11 protein-coding genes are annotated in these 14,544 nt (G+C 31.5%); 8 read left to right on the forward strand and 3 right to left on the reverse strand.

The annotated features are described in order from the left end of the window. The first annotated feature begins 352 nt into the window (after window positions 1-352). The 7 genes from HNR32_RS06890 to HNR32_RS06920 all read left to right on the forward strand — a co-directional run bounded on the left by HNR32_RS06890 (window position 353) and on the right by HNR32_RS06920 (window position 9,549). Window positions 353-1,414, forward strand: coding sequence for a Fic family protein (locus HNR32_RS06890; RefSeq protein ID WP_183861051.1), 1,062 nt, complete (start codon window positions 353-355; stop codon window positions 1,412-1,414). Then, the gene (locus HNR32_RS06895) at window positions 1,415-2,929 is read left to right on the forward strand and encodes a class I SAM-dependent DNA methyltransferase (protein ID WP_183861053.1); all 1,515 of its coding nucleotides are present in this window, start codon (window positions 1,415-1,417) and stop codon (window positions 2,927-2,929) included. A gap of 33 nt (window positions 2,930-2,962) precedes the next feature. Further along, window positions 2,963-4,099: a restriction endonuclease subunit S gene (locus HNR32_RS06900; RefSeq protein WP_183861055.1), complete on the forward strand. Its 1,137-nt coding sequence runs from the start codon at window positions 2,963-2,965 to the stop codon at window positions 4,097-4,099. Between the two features lie 20 nt (window positions 4,100-4,119). Next, on the forward strand, window positions 4,120-4,950 hold the full coding sequence (locus HNR32_RS06905; RefSeq protein ID WP_183861057.1) for a GIY-YIG nuclease family protein: 831 nt from the start codon (window positions 4,120-4,122) through the stop codon (window positions 4,948-4,950). A gap of 39 nt (window positions 4,951-4,989) precedes the next feature. Next, the gene (locus tag HNR32_RS06910) at window positions 4,990-8,295 is read left to right on the forward strand and encodes a DEAD/DEAH box helicase family protein (RefSeq protein WP_183861059.1); all 3,306 of its coding nucleotides are present in this window, start codon (window positions 4,990-4,992) and stop codon (window positions 8,293-8,295) included. 273 nt (window positions 8,296-8,568) lie between these two features. Then, window positions 8,569-9,015, forward strand: a complete 447-nt coding sequence (locus HNR32_RS06915) for a GNAT family N-acetyltransferase (RefSeq protein WP_183861061.1) — start codon at window positions 8,569-8,571, stop codon at window positions 9,013-9,015. 30 nt (window positions 9,016-9,045) lie between these two features. After that, window positions 9,046-9,549, forward strand: a complete 504-nt coding sequence (locus tag HNR32_RS06920) for a GNAT family N-acetyltransferase (RefSeq protein WP_183861063.1) — start codon at window positions 9,046-9,048, stop codon at window positions 9,547-9,549. A gap of 124 nt (window positions 9,550-9,673) precedes the next feature. On the opposite strand, the gene HNR32_RS06925 is transcribed toward HNR32_RS06920, so the two are convergent. The 3 genes from HNR32_RS06925 to HNR32_RS06935 all read right to left on the reverse strand — a co-directional run bounded on the left by HNR32_RS06925 (window position 9,674) and on the right by HNR32_RS06935 (window position 12,297). After that, a complete protein-coding gene (locus HNR32_RS06925) occupies window positions 9,674-10,111 on the reverse strand; it encodes a hypothetical protein (protein WP_183861064.1) in 438 nt (145 codons plus the stop codon). Window positions 10,112-10,393: 282 nt separating this feature from the next. Further along, the gene (locus HNR32_RS06930; RefSeq protein WP_183861065.1) at window positions 10,394-10,804 is read right to left on the reverse strand and encodes a hypothetical protein; all 411 of its coding nucleotides are present in this window, start codon (window positions 10,802-10,804) and stop codon (window positions 10,394-10,396) included. Next, window positions 10,801-12,297 carry a Y-family DNA polymerase gene (locus HNR32_RS06935; protein WP_183861066.1) on the reverse strand — a complete coding sequence of 499 codons (1,497 nt, stop codon included), beginning with the start codon at window positions 12,295-12,297 and terminating at the stop codon, window positions 10,801-10,803. The genes HNR32_RS06930 and HNR32_RS06935 overlap by 4 nt, the downstream gene beginning before the upstream one ends. Window positions 12,298-12,759: 462 nt before the next feature. On the opposite strand from HNR32_RS06935, the gene HNR32_RS06940 reads away from it, so the two are divergent. Continuing rightward, entirely contained in the window at window positions 12,760-14,538 is a 1,779-nt protein-coding gene (locus tag HNR32_RS06940; RefSeq protein ID WP_183861067.1) for a BglG family transcription antiterminator, read from the forward strand. The last annotated feature ends 6 nt before the right edge of the window (window positions 14,539-14,544 follow it).

Below are 14,544 nucleotides of genomic sequence, written 5' to 3' on the forward strand. Positions count from 1 at the left end.
TCACCCCCAATCATAGGACAACATAAAAGCTAGATATTATGATTGAGATAACAAACCGCCCGAACTACTTCATAAATAATAGTATATCATAAGAGTTTATTAGCGTCTACCAAGTAGGTAGGAACCTTTTTTATTTTGCCGCCCATTTTTAGGGTGGTTATTTTTTGCCTAAAATTTAAGAAGATTTTTCCCTGAGCTCCATGCTTCAATTGCCTTTTTACTTATTCATATATAGCTAGCTGATATGTCTTGTGCTAAATTGAATTTGACAATGATATAATTAAACTATATTATTTAATTATATCAAAACTACAAAAAATGATTAAATTGAATCTTAAATGAGGTAATTAAAATGCGTGATTATAATTATACGCAAAAATGGCAAAGTTTATTGACACCCGATATTGTATCCTTGCTTTCTAAAATTCACGAATTCAAGGGTGAGCAAACTTTATTTATAGAGTCATATGCTGACGAGTTAACGGAATTAGTAGAAGTTGCTAAGATACAAAGTGTTGAATCATCTAATAAAATAGAAGGTATTTACACCTCGGATGAACGTCTGAAAAAAATTGTCTTAGCCAAAACTATGCCAAAAACCAGAGATGAATTGGAAATTGCTGGCTATCGTGATGTTTTAAATACAATTCACGACAGTTATGAATATATCCCAATTAAGCCAGCTATCATCCTTCAATTGCATCGTGATTTATATAAATTCAGCGGCAAAGAAAGCGGTGGCAATTATAAAAATGCTGATAATGTCATAGCTGAAACAGACGCTCAGGGAAATAAGCGTATAAGATTTGCACCTGTTGCTGCATGGGAAACAGCAGTATCTATAGAAAATCTTTGTATAGCCTATACTGATATTATAAATAATAATGAATTAGCTGATCCATTAATAATCATTCCCATGTTTATAATAGACTTTTTATGTATACATCCCTTTAATGATGGCAATGGCCGCATGAGCCGCTTATTGACGCTTTTATTGCTATATCGTTCAGGGTATATTGTAGGTAAATATATAAGTATAGAAAAACTTATTGAAGCATCCAAAGATACTTATTATGAGGTATTACAGGCAGGATCTGCTGATTGGCATGAAAACAAAAATGATTATCTGCCTTTCGTTAAATATACATTAGGTATAATTGCAAATGCTTATCGTGAATTTTCGGCACGTGTCAAACTGCTTACAACAAGCGGTCTGTCAAAACCAGCTAGAGTGCGGGAAATTATCAAGGAAACTATTGGGAAGATAACCAAAGCTGAAATCATGCTCAAATGCCCTGATATTAGTCAAATAACGATACAACGCGCATTAAATAATTTGGTAAAAAATAATGAAATAATTAAACTGGGCGGCGGGCGCTATACCGCTTATACATGGAATAGAGAGGATAAATAAATGATAACTGGAGAATTAAAAAATAAAATTGACAGTTTATGGGATATATTTGCTGCTGGTGGTTTAGTCAATCCGCTAGAAGTAATTGAACAGATAACCTATCTTATGTTTATTCATGATTTAGATGACTCGGATAATAAACGGGCAAAAGAAAGTGCTATGCTGGGACTGTCTTATCAAAGCATATTTGCTGAATTGATAAAGATTGGTGATAGAGAAATTGCCGGTGAAAATTTAAAATGGTCTGTTTTTCATGATTTTCCTGCGCAAAAAATGTATGCTACTATGCAGGAATGGGTATTTCCCTTTATAAAAACATTGCACGACGATAAAAACAGTGCCTATTCTAAATATATGGATGATGCTATATTTAAGCTGCCAACACCATTAGTATTGTCTAAAGTAATAGATTCTCTCGATGAAATTTATAAACTTATGAACGCCGCAAAACAAGCTACCGATAAAACTGAGCTTGATATACGCGGTGATGTATATGAATATTTATTGTCTAAAATTGCTCAATCTGGACGCAATGGACAGTTTAGAACACCGAGACATATTATTCGCATGATGGTAGAACTTATGCGTCCACAGGCCGATGATATTATCTGTGACCCGGCTTGTGGTACATCAGGCTTTCTCGTTACAGCCAGTGAATACTTAAAGGAAAAGTATAAAGAAGAAATATTCTTTGATAAACAGAAAAAAGCTCATTATATGAGCCAGATGTTTTTTGGCTATGATATGGACAGGACAATGCTGCGTATTGGCGCCATGAATATGATGACACATGGTGTCGAAAGTCCGTTTATTGAATATAAAGACAGTCTATCCGAGCAAAATGCTGATAAGGATAAATTCTCATTAGTTCTTGCTAATCCACCGTTTAAAGGTTCATTGGATGCTGATTCTGTATCACCGGATTTATTAAAAGTATGTAAGACCAAGAAAACAGAATTGCTTTTCTTAGCCCTTTTTGTAAGAATGCTGAAAATAGGCGGTCGTTGTGCCTGCATCGTACCGGATGGGGTGTTATTTGGCTCATCCAAAGCACATAAATCAATTAGAAAAGAAATCGTCGAAAATCAACGTTTAGAAGCGGTTATTTCCATGCCTTCTGGGGTATTTAAGCCCTATGCGGGGGTATCAACCGGTATTTTGATTTTTACCAAAACAGAACATGGCGGTACTGATAATGTCTGGTTTTATGATATGACTGCTGATGGTTTTAGCCTTGATGATAAAAGAACACCAGTAGAGCAAAATGATATAAAAGATATTATTGAAAGATTTCATAATAGAAACGCTGAAGTCAATCGAGCTAGAACAGAAAAATCTTTCTTTGTGCCGAAACAGGAAATAGCTGATAATGATTATGACCTTTCTATTAATAAATATAAAGAAATAGAATATGAAAAAATTGAATATCCGCCCACAGAAGAAATTATTAATAAAATAATGAAATTAGATGCACAGATAACTAATGATTTAGCTGATTTAAAAACAATGCTATGAACATAATTAAAATATAAACGTATAGGAATAAATATGAATAATATAAAATTAGGTGAGGTTGCATCTTATATTAATGGTTATGCTTTTAAACCAACTGATTGGGGACGGAATGGTCTGCCAATTATTCGCATACAGGATTTAACTGGTTCAAGTTATCAATTAAACTATTATGATGGAAATTATCCTAAAAAAATTGAAATAAACAATGGTGATGTTCTAATTTCATGGTCAGCAAGTTTAGGTGTGTATATCTGGAAAAAAGGAAAAGCTTTATTAAATCAACATATTTTTAAAGTGGTTTTTGACAAAAAAGAAATTGATAAAAATTATTTTGTTTATGCGGTACAGTTTAATCTTCTAACAATGATGTCGTATATGCATGGAGCAACAATGAAACATATTACCAAAAAGAATTTTGATAATATTGAGATTCCTTATCCAACAATTGATCAACAAAAAAAAATGGCTCAAATACTGTCAAAAACTGAAATAATTCTTTTAAATAAAAAATCTCAGTTGAAAAAATTGGATATTCTTATTAAGGCACGTTTTGTTGAAATGTTTGAGAAAGAAAAATACAAAGTAGTTACAGTTAAAGATGTTTGTGCTTTTATTACTAAGGGAACAACACCAAAATCAGATGAAATATATGAAAAATACTCAAAAGGCTTTGTTCCATATCTGAAAGTATATAATCTAAGTTTTGATGGTAAAATGTTATTTAATAAAAAATCACAATTTATTGAATCCAAAATTCATAATGGAATTTTATCACGTTCAAAAGTATATCCAAATGATGTATTAATGAATATTGTAGGACCACCTTTAGGAAAATTTTCTCTTGTACCAAAAACATATGATGAATGGAATATAAATCAAGCAATTGCTATATTTAGAGCAACTGATAAAATTATTCCTGAATTTTTGTTGTATGCATTAATGCAGCCAAAAATATTAAAATCCTTTATTGATTCTGCAGTAGGAATAAGACAGCAAAATTTAAATTTAGAACAATGTAGAAATTTAGAAATCCCATTACCTCCAATTGAAATTCAAAATCAATTTGCCTCTTTTGTTCGGCAAGTAGATAAATTAAAAACTGAAGTTCAAGAATCATTGGATGAAGTGCAATTATTATTTGATTCATTAATGCAAAAGTATTTTGGCTAAAATAATAGAAGGGAGCTCTTATGCAAAAGGCAATTACATATTTATACCCCGACGCTGATAATGCTGCAAATTTAAAGATGTTTCAAGATCGTACTAATCAAATTCGTGCTTTTTATTTTACTCGTGAAAGTTATAAACAAATTTATGATTTAGAGTTTGCAACAAATTATGCTATTTATTTCCTTTTTGATGCAAGTAAAGATGAAAACATTGTATATGTGGGACAATCCGTAAATGGAATACAAAGAATCGAAGAACACATTAGGGCTAAGGCATTTTGGTCATATGCTATTTTATTTGTTACCGACAATAATAGTTTTGATAAATTATCAATAGACTACCTGGAGTATAAATTTATCCAAAAGTTTAAGAAAAGCAGCTATATATTAACTAATAAAGATCTGCGCATTAATAAACCTAATATCAGTACCTATGATCGACCTAATTTAGAAACATTTATTGAGCAGATAGAATTTTTGTTAAATGCTGAGGGAATTGCTTTTGATGAGAAGTTAGTTTCAGTGAAACAAATAAAGTATTATTATCCATCAGCAAAACATAATGCTAAATTGTTTGTAAAAGATGGCAAGTTTATTTTAGCCGCTGGCAGTGAGATTAAGCGTCCAGCTGAAACTACAAAAAACTGGAAGGATAAAAAACATTTCCCTAGAGGTAATTCTATTATTGATAGTTATGTAGAAAATGAAAAAGCTAAAATAATCGATGGGAAAATAATAACTCAAATAAACCTAGCCTTTAAATCACCTTCAGCGCCAGCTGATTTAATTACCGGATTATCTGAAAATGGTTGGAAATTTTTCAAAGGCCTCGAAGAATTAAGGAATAATTAAAAATGGTATACAGCGAAATTGGCAAAGGCAGGTATTGATATGACAAATTTTGATTATTTAAAAAAAGAAGTAAAATTTAATAGTTTTTCCTCTGTGGCAATTGCCGCCGAAAAAGTTATTCAAATAGATATAGAATCTTGTATTATCAATTGTCGTCGAGCTATGGAATTTGCCATTAAATGGATGTATTCCGTGGATAAAGCCTTGGCTATGCCTTATCAGGACACTTTAGCCAGTTTGATGAGTACTGATGATTTTCGTGATTTAGTAGATGCTGATTTATTAACTCGTATGCATTTTATTCGCAGAACAGGTAATAATGCCGCCCATAATGGGAAAAAAGTGACAAAAGACGAAGCTATTCTCTGTTTGCAAGATCTCTATATTTTTCTTGATTATGTAGCGTATTGCTATGCTGATGACTACAGTGAAAAAGCTTTTAATCCCACGCTTTTAGAAAAGAAAAATGATAATTATATAGTAAAATCTGCTGATAGTGACATAGATTTACAAGCACTTATTACAGAAAATAAGGCTTTGAAAGAAAAGTTGACTGAAAGACGCGAAGAACAGCAACCTACATATGTACCAAAGCCTCTAGAGTTATCGGAATATAAAACCCGCAAAATTTATATTGACTCGATGTTAAAAGATGCCGATTGGATAGAAGGTTACAACTGGATTAACGAAGTAGAGCTGCCGGGCATGCCTAATAAATCTAAAAAAGGCTTTGCTGATTATATATTGTATGACGATATGCATAAGCCCCTAGCAGTAATTGAAGCCAAAAGGACTTGTGTGGATATAGTCAAAGGACGCCAGCAGGCCAAACTTTACGCGGATTTATTAGAAAAGCAATATGGCAGAAGACCAGTCGTGTTTTTAACTAACGGATTTGAAACAAGAATTATCGACAATTACTATCCCGAAAGAAAAACTGCTGCTATTTATTCTAAACGTGATTTGGAAAAACTATTTAATCTGCACAAGATGCGTACAAGTCTTCAAAATATTATTGTCGACAAAAATATTGCTGGGCGGTATTATCAGGAAGCTGCTATTAAAGCAGTGTGTAGTGAATTTGAACAAAAAACTCACAGAAAAGCATTATTAGTTATGGCTACAGGTTCAGGTAAGACCAGAACAGTTATTGCTTTATGCCAAATATTGTTAAATGCTGGCTGGGTTAAAAATATTTTATTTTTAGCCGACAGAAATTCACTAGTAACACAGGCTAAAAGAAATTTTGTAAATTTACTGCCAGACTTATCTGTAACCAATCTATGTGAAGATAAAGATAATTATAATGCGCATTGTGTATTTTCTACTTATCAAACAATGATGAACTGTATTGATGAAGTTAAAGATGAAAATGGTAAGCTTTTTACCAACGGCCATTTTGATTTGGTAATTTGTGATGAAGCGCATCGTTCTATTTATAATAAATACAAAGATATTTTCAATTATTTTGATGCTCTCTTAATAGGTCTTACGGCTACACCTAAAGATGATATTGATAAAAACACTTATGAAATATTTGAACTGGAAAACACTAATCCAACATATGGTTATGAATTAGCACAAGCCGTAAAGGATGGCTATCTGATAGATTTTATGTCAGTAGAAACGACATTGAAATTTATTGAACAAGGTATTGCCTATGATGAGTTGTCAGTAGAAGAAAAGAGAGAATATGAAGAAACTTTTGAAGATGAACACGGCGAATTACCAAAAATAATTAATTCAGCAGCATTAAATACCTGGCTGTTTAATGAAGATACCATAAAACAGGTGCTGCGCATTTTGATGACAAACGGCAATAAAATCAATTATGGTGAAACATTAGGTAAAACTATTATTTTTGCTAAAAATCATGATCATGCTGAAAAGATTCTTGAGATATTCAATAGAGAATATCCGCATCTTTCCCGAAATGGACAATGTTTTGCCAAGGTGATTGATAATTATATGACTTATGCGCAAAGTGCTATTGATGAATTTTCCGATCCTAAGAAAATGCCGCAGATAGCTATTTCTGTAGATATGTTGGATACCGGTATCGATATCCCTGAGATATTAAATCTTGTTTTTTTCAAAAAAGTTATGAGTAGGGCAAAATTTTGGCAGATGATTGGTCGGGGAACACGGTTGTGTCCGGCTCTATTGGATGGCGAAGATAAAAAGAAATTTTATATTTTTGACTTCTGCGGAAATTTTGAATTTTTTAGAGTTAGTAAAGGAAAATCAGCGGCTAATAGTCCGGCATTACAAAGTGCCATATTTAATTTAGAATTTCAAACTGTCTATAAATTGCAGGATATAGACTATCAGACCGAAGATTTAACTGCCTATCGTAAAAATTTAGTAAAATCCATGACAGATAAAGTAACGGAGCTTGATAGAGGTCATTTTGCCGTTAAACAACATTTAAAATATGTTGATTTATATTCTAATGAAACTAATTATAATACACTGACTTATGAAGATACTTTACTGGTAAAAGAAGAATTAGCACCGCTTATTCTGCCTGATACAGATGAAATAACAGCAATTAGATTTGATGCCTTAATGTATGGTATTGAGCTGGCTTATTTGGCTGGTAAGAAGTATTCTAAGGCTAAAAAGGATTTAATGAAAAAGGTAAAAGCTGTAGCAGGCGTTGCCAATATACCGGAAATACAAGTACAATCTGAATTTATTAATCACATTCTTCACACGGATTACATTGAACGCGCTGGTATTAATGAATTTGAATATATAAGAGAAAATTTAAGAAATCTTATGAAATATATTCCTAAAAATAAAGTGCTGAAATACACAACACATTTTAATGATGATATTTTGTCACAGGAATGGAATGAATCCGAATTAGACAGTGATGATTTAAAAAACTATAAAGCCAAAGCTGAGTTTTATATTCGAAAGCATCAAGATAATATTGTAATTGCTAAACTTAAGACTAATAAAGCACTATCTTTGCAGGATATTACTTCCTTGGAGAAAATATTATGGAATGACATTGGGACCAAAGATGATTATGAGTTGGAATATGGGCAAAAACCATTAGGCGAATTTGTCCGGGGAATAGTAGGAATCGATATGAATGCTGCTAAAGAAGCTTTTTCTGAATTTATGTCCAATACTAATCTTGATGCTAGACAAATTTATTTTGTTAATCAGATTGTTGAGTATATTGTGCATAATGGCATACTTAAAGATTTTTCTGTACTGCAGGAATCACCATTTACAGATAAAGGTAGCGTAGTTGAGTTATTTAACGATATGAATGTGTGGATGGGGATACGTAAAGTTATTGAAAGAATAAATGCTAATGCTGTGGCTTAACTTTGAAAAATTGAAAACTATGTGCTACATATCAGAAGTATATAAAATAAAAATATATAGAAATTAATTTTGAATTATATAAAAAACTAACGCTCTTGTTCATGGTATAAAACTTATGACTAGAGCGTATTTTTGTATAAAGGGAGACTGATTTATTATGTTAAATTTAGAATCTGAAAAATAAAACTTGACACTTTATGGAAATTGTAGAAAATATATGTAATAGATAATCTCATTATATCTGTTTAATTTTATATTGAAGAAGGGATAGCCATGGCGGAGACTTTGGAAGTGGAAAATGCTACTATTGATGATGCGTTAGCAATTAAAGAGTTATTACAAGTATGTGATTTACCAATAGTTAATATTGAAAAACAAATAGGCGATTTTATTGTGGCAAAACAGCAGAAAAAACTGCTTGCAATATTGGGCGCTGTTTATGATGATGAAGGCAATGTATTATTGCGTTCTTTTGCAGTCCGAGAGGAAAACCGCCGACAAGGAATTGGGAAAATGCTCATTCGAACTATGTTGGAAATTATGACAAAGAAAAAAATCACAAAGATATTCTTGTTAACTGAAACAGCGGATGCTTATTTTAGTCGAATGGATTTTAATGAAATACAACGCACAGAAATCCCAAATGATTTACTTAGTAAATCAGGCTTGGATAAAGCCTGTCCATGCAGCAGTAAATGTTTTATATATAATAATATCTGATAATAATCAGATAGAGGAGACAATAGATAAATGAAGTACAGTATACAAGTAATGAATGGTCATGATTGGGAAGTCGTAAAAAATATATATTTACAAGGAATAAACACCAATAAAGCTACTTTTCAACCTAATTTACCTTCATGGAAGCAATGGGATGAGGGACATTTACAGGAATGCCGCTTTGTTATACGGGCAGACGATAATATTGTTGGCTGGAGTGCATTAGGTGCGGTATCTGGACGTGAATGTTATCGTGGCGTTGTTGAAGTAAGTATATATATTGCCGAAGAAGCACGGGGATTAGGGCTGGGAGAAATATTGCTTAATCATACGATAAAGGCATCAGAACAAGCAGGATTTTGGTCGCTTTATTCAGCTGTTTTGGCGGAAAATATCGGCAGTATTGCTTTGCATAAAAAATGCGGCTTTCGCCAGATTGGTGTGCGGGAAAAGCTGGCTAAAATGGAAAGTACCGGCAAATGGCATGATGTAGTTTTGTTTGAAAGAAGAAGTAAGAGCATTGGGATAAATTAATTTTTAAAATAGAAAATAATCACAGTTATTGTTGTCAGATAAAAAAATATAAATTTATATAGATAGACGAACGATCGGAAAATTCTCAGTACCATGTGAATTTTCCGGTCGTTTTTTTAATTGATTATTGATTTTCCCTTTCATTGCTTAGATATTTAAGCCTATATTGGAGAAAAGAAAAGATAATTACAGCAAAAATAGACGCGAGGATAAGAAGAAATGATGTACTTAGTGAGTAAATCGTGCCTTCATATATTATATAATTGATAATATACTGTTTTATTGAATTATCATATATTAAATGGACTTTAATATATATAGTTGTATTCTGAAAATCTTTTATAGGCTGTGTTGTATATAGTTTTGCAATATACAAGTATTGTGTCAGGGTTGGATGAATGGTAATAAAATGATCGACAGGTGTTGCTTTAGCAGGCAAATGTGAGAGCTTAGGATTGTTAGGTAGAAATACCTGCACGTTGCCATCATTATATTCATCAATGGATACGACATAGCCTTGAAGATTCTGTTCAGTGTTATGAGGAATAGATTTAAATGCCAAGCTTTTGTAATCATTTGTATAAATAATTTTGGCGGCAAATAAGCTGCATGAGACAAGAATAATTAATGATAATCCCATAAAGATATATAATATGAACTCAACTAGATTTTTTATAATGCTCACTCCTTGAACATACTGTTTGATATTAGTATTAAGAATTTAAAGTATATTCAATTAATTCTAACTTATAATAAAAAAATCCTGTATTCTGGCAATATTACTTATACAAAAATATAAAAAAAGTAATTTATTTAGTTTATAGGATTATGTAAGGTATTTAACCTAAAAAATTTTACCTTGTATATTGATAATAGCATCAATTGGAATAAGTGTCTCGTCCGACATCACAATAAGGCGTTCATACTCTTTGATTTTTTTTACAAAGCCTGTGCTTATTACGTATGCTCCACCAGCTTTTTTCATATCAGGGACAAAAAATGTTATATTCACCTGCGGTTTATTATTTAAATTTTTCTTTAATAATAAAAGCCGTTCGTTTAAAATATATTTTATTGTTTCATCTAGTTCAGGTTTTTCATGGGTTATTCGGGTAGCTTCTTTTACTTCATCATTATAAGGAGTAAGTGCTGCAAAAGGCGCAAATTGTGCGGCACGGGCAGAAATTGACATACGTGGGTGAGTTTTTGGTTCTGGATGGGGAAGATTAATAATATCATCATATGGTCCAGTCATGCTTTATGTCCTCCAATTTGTTTGTTTCTTAAAATAGTGGTTGCGCCTGCCTGTAAATCACTGCCCATTAATATAGCATTTTTACCATGTTTTCCTTTTATAGCAAGTATCGTTTTTTGCTGTTTTTTTTCTTTTAAAATATCATTGGTCTCTTTTTCTATTGCGGTAGTGTCAGCAAAAAGATCATATTGTTCAATAACAGAAGTTTGAGCGCTTTTTTCATCTACGATATGATTAGCCGTAACATTTATTCGCCTAACCGATAAAGATGGATTTAGTATTTTATCAGAAAGCTGCATAACAGCATTTACAATTATTTTGGTAGAAGAGCTATATTTCTCTAAAGTTGCTGTGCCATGAGCATGTTTAGGGATTTTACGTCCATAATAGTCAGTAGCTGTTTCTCCGTTATAATTGCCGCTTGCGATGTTTTCAATATCATATCCGATAGTTAATACGATTTGGTCGGTTACGAAATTTTTTCCTATTAAATCAAAAACAAGTAATTCTGCCATTTCGCGAATGACTATTTTAGCTTTTTCAAAAGGATAAGGACATTGCAGTACCTGTCCAGAGCTTAAACTGTTATTATCAGGTTTATATTCTTTAACATTTTTAATAGTACATGGTTCCCAGCCCCAGGCATGATCGATCAAAAGTTCAGCATTTATGCCGAATAGTTTATATAATAACCGTTCATTATGAAATTCATCTTTTTTGCCTAATGAACAGCGAGCAATATCTCCCATAGTATATAGTCCGTTTTTTTCGAGTTTTTTTACATAGCCTTTTCCTATGCGCCAAAAATCAGTAAGTGGACGATGTGCCCAAAGATTTTGACGGTAACTTATTTCGTCCAGCATAGCAATACGCACACCATTAGCATCTGGCTTAACATGTTTTGCCTGAATATCCATGGCAATTTTACAAAGATAAAGATTAGTGCCGATGCCGGCAGTTGCGGTTATACCAGTAGTTGCTAACACTTCATTAATTATTTTCATAGCAAGTGCTTTTGCTGATAGTTTATATGTATTTAAATATGGTGTAACATCGATAAATACTTCATCAATAGAATAAATGTGAATATCCTCTGGTGCAATGTATTTAAGATACAGCTCATATATTTTTTTGCTGTATTTCATATATAGTGCCATTTGAGGCGGTGCGGTAATAAAATCAACGGCTAATGATGGATCTGATTTCAAGGCTGAATCATTATACGATGATTTTTTTAATATTTTAAGATGTGTATTGTATTTTCGCAGTGAATTAGCTTCTTTAATTTTTTGTATAACTTCAAATAACCGAGCCCGTCCGGGAATACCATAAGTTTTTAATGATGGTGATACAGCCAGACAAATAGTCTTTTCTGTGCGGGCAGCATCAGCTACGACTAAATTTGTAGTAAGTGGATCTAAATTGCGCTCTATACATTCGACAGAGGCATAGAATGATTTTAAATCAATTGCAATATAGGTATGACTATTCATAGATGCCTCCATCGTAAAATATAGTTAATTGCATATTTTTATAATATATGATATCATAAAAGCATAAAAAGAGGAGTCCTGACGGTCTGCTATCTCAATCGACTATAAAAAAATAACCGCTTAAGTCGGCAAACCGGGGCGGTTATTTTTTTATGAGTAAAACCAAAATGATTAACAATGTTAAATATAAAATATTATTATCCATATGGCATCACCCCCAATCATAGAGCAACATAAAAACTAAATATTATGATTGGATAACAGACCGCCCGAACTACTCCATAAAAAATAGTATAACATAAGAATTTATAAGCGTCTACTTAACAATAGGTAGACGCTTTTTTATCTTGAAAAATAAAAAAGTATACTAAAAATGGCAATAACATATGGAAAATATTTGTTATTTCTGAAATTTTCAAATAATGATAATATAATAACAAGGTAAAGAACAGGAGAGATAAGATGGAGAATTCATATAACAGGCAAAAAAAGGTTTTAAAAGAGCTGACAAGTTTTGAAGAGTTTACGCCCGTTAAAGTTTTTGCCCAATTATTATCATGTTCCGATAAAACTATACGCAATGATATAAAATATTGGGAAAAACAGGGGGTAAATATAGAAAAATTAACGGGTAAAGGAATAAGATTAGCAATAAATCAAAAATATCCATTACGAGAACTTTTAGTAAAAGATCAAAGTACAGTTGAGCTGTCTATTATGCAACGACGAATGAAGATTTTATTTGATCTTTTGGAAGGCAAACAATTAAAATGTTCGATACAATCTTTAGCAAATAAATACTTTGTAAGTAAAACATCTATTGTTAATGATCTTACAATAATTGAAGCTGAAATAGCGCCTTATAATTTGCAATTATATAAAAACGTAAAAGGTACTTTTTTGCATGGCAATGAAATAGATATCCGCCATGCGTTGGTGGATATAATAAATAAACTAGTGGAAAATAAGGAGATTTGTTTTCAAGAAGATTGTACACGTATTGATGATAATACATTAAAAGAGTTGGAACAGCATTTTGGTATTAGTAATGTGAAAGCTGTAAAAAACATAATCGATAAAACAGAACAATTTTTAGATTATAAAATAATAGACCCTTATTATATCAATTTAGTAACACATATTTTAATATCAATTGAAAGAATAAAAAATAATCGTACAATGCATCCAACGAAGCTTGAAGAAAATTTTCTGCCCTTTAATCAGCATTTTCATTTAGCAGCAAAATTGATGTCAGAGTGTATTGAAAAAGAATTTAAAGTCATATTAAATGATTCGGAAGTGTTTTACCTTTATCGATATTTAACCTCATCAGGTGGAATTATCAAAGCAGACAACCAGCTAAGTGATTTAGATGATTTAGCGTTTATACGAGAAATGGCCGAGGAAATAATTGAGTGCAGTTTAAAAATATATCCGTTGAAATTTTCATTCAGTAGTAATTTGTATAAAGCACTATTAGTACATCTTCGTCCAATGCTCAATCGAATAATATATAAAATTCACATAAGAAATCCGATATTAGAGCAAGTGAAAAATGAATTTCCGGAAATAATGCTATTGTTAAAATTAATTATGATAAGAATTCAAATTAAATATAATTTGCCAATAATAACTGATGATGAAATTGCTTATCTTGTAATATACTTTGAAAATGCAGTTGAAGAAATAATAAATAAAAAGAGAGTTCTTATTGTTTGTTCAAGTGGTATTGGAACATCGCATTTATTAAAAAAACGTATTATGAAATATTTTCCAGAGTGGAACATAATAGATACTATTTCAGTGAAAAATTTTGAAGGAACAATTGCTTCAGAACAAATAGATCTGGTTATCTCTACAATAAAATTAAATACCAAAGTAAATGTCCCCATAGCATATGTCAATGCGTTATTTAGTGACGCTGATGCTAATAACTTACGGGAATTAGTTTTAAAAGAATTTCCTGATAAAAATTCTACTGATACCTGTACAGATAAAATCATTAAGATCCTTCCTGAAAAATTAAAGAAAATTAAAGAAAATCCAATTGTTATTTCCGCCAATATAACTAGTTCGGTAAATATTCTTGTTTACCAATCAATGAAATTAAATGATAACGAGTTATGTGTTGATATATCTAATGATAAAAATAAATCAATAGATATATATGTTAATGAAAAAAAGTATTTATCAAAAGATACAATAAAAACTATTTATTATTGGAGCTTAAATAATAAATAACAAGGA

Origin of the sequence: Pectinatus brassicae (assembly GCF_014201835.1) — a bacterium.
Classification (GTDB): Bacteria; Bacillota; Negativicutes; order Selenomonadales; family Selenomonadaceae; genus Pectinatus; species Pectinatus brassicae.

What these genes read in the sequence shown, in the direction of transcription:
- HNR32_RS06890 (WP_183861051.1), top strand. Translation starts at nt 353, where the DNA reads ATGCGTGATTATAATTATACGCAAAAATGGCAAAGTTTATTGACACCC.
- HNR32_RS06895 (WP_183861053.1), top strand. Translation starts at nt 1,415, where the DNA reads ATGATAACTGGAGAATTAAAAAATAAAATTGACAGTTTATGGGATATA.
- HNR32_RS06900 (WP_183861055.1), top strand. Translation starts at nt 2,963, where the DNA reads ATGAATAATATAAAATTAGGTGAGGTTGCATCTTATATTAATGGTTAT.
- HNR32_RS06905 (WP_183861057.1), top strand. Translation starts at nt 4,120, where the DNA reads ATGCAAAAGGCAATTACATATTTATACCCCGACGCTGATAATGCTGCA.
- HNR32_RS06910 (WP_183861059.1), top strand. Translation starts at nt 4,990, where the DNA reads ATGACAAATTTTGATTATTTAAAAAAAGAAGTAAAATTTAATAGTTTT.
- HNR32_RS06915 (WP_183861061.1), top strand. Translation starts at nt 8,569, where the DNA reads ATGGCGGAGACTTTGGAAGTGGAAAATGCTACTATTGATGATGCGTTA.
- HNR32_RS06920 (WP_183861063.1), top strand. Translation starts at nt 9,046, where the DNA reads ATGAAGTACAGTATACAAGTAATGAATGGTCATGATTGGGAAGTCGTA.
- HNR32_RS06930 (WP_183861065.1), bottom strand. Translation starts at nt 10,804, where the DNA reads ATGACTGGACCATATGATGATATTATTAATCTTCCCCATCCAGAACCA.
- HNR32_RS06935 (WP_183861066.1), bottom strand. Translation starts at nt 12,297, where the DNA reads ATGAATAGTCATACCTATATTGCAATTGATTTAAAATCATTCTATGCC.
- HNR32_RS06940 (WP_183861067.1), top strand. Translation starts at nt 12,760, where the DNA reads ATGGAGAATTCATATAACAGGCAAAAAAAGGTTTTAAAAGAGCTGACA.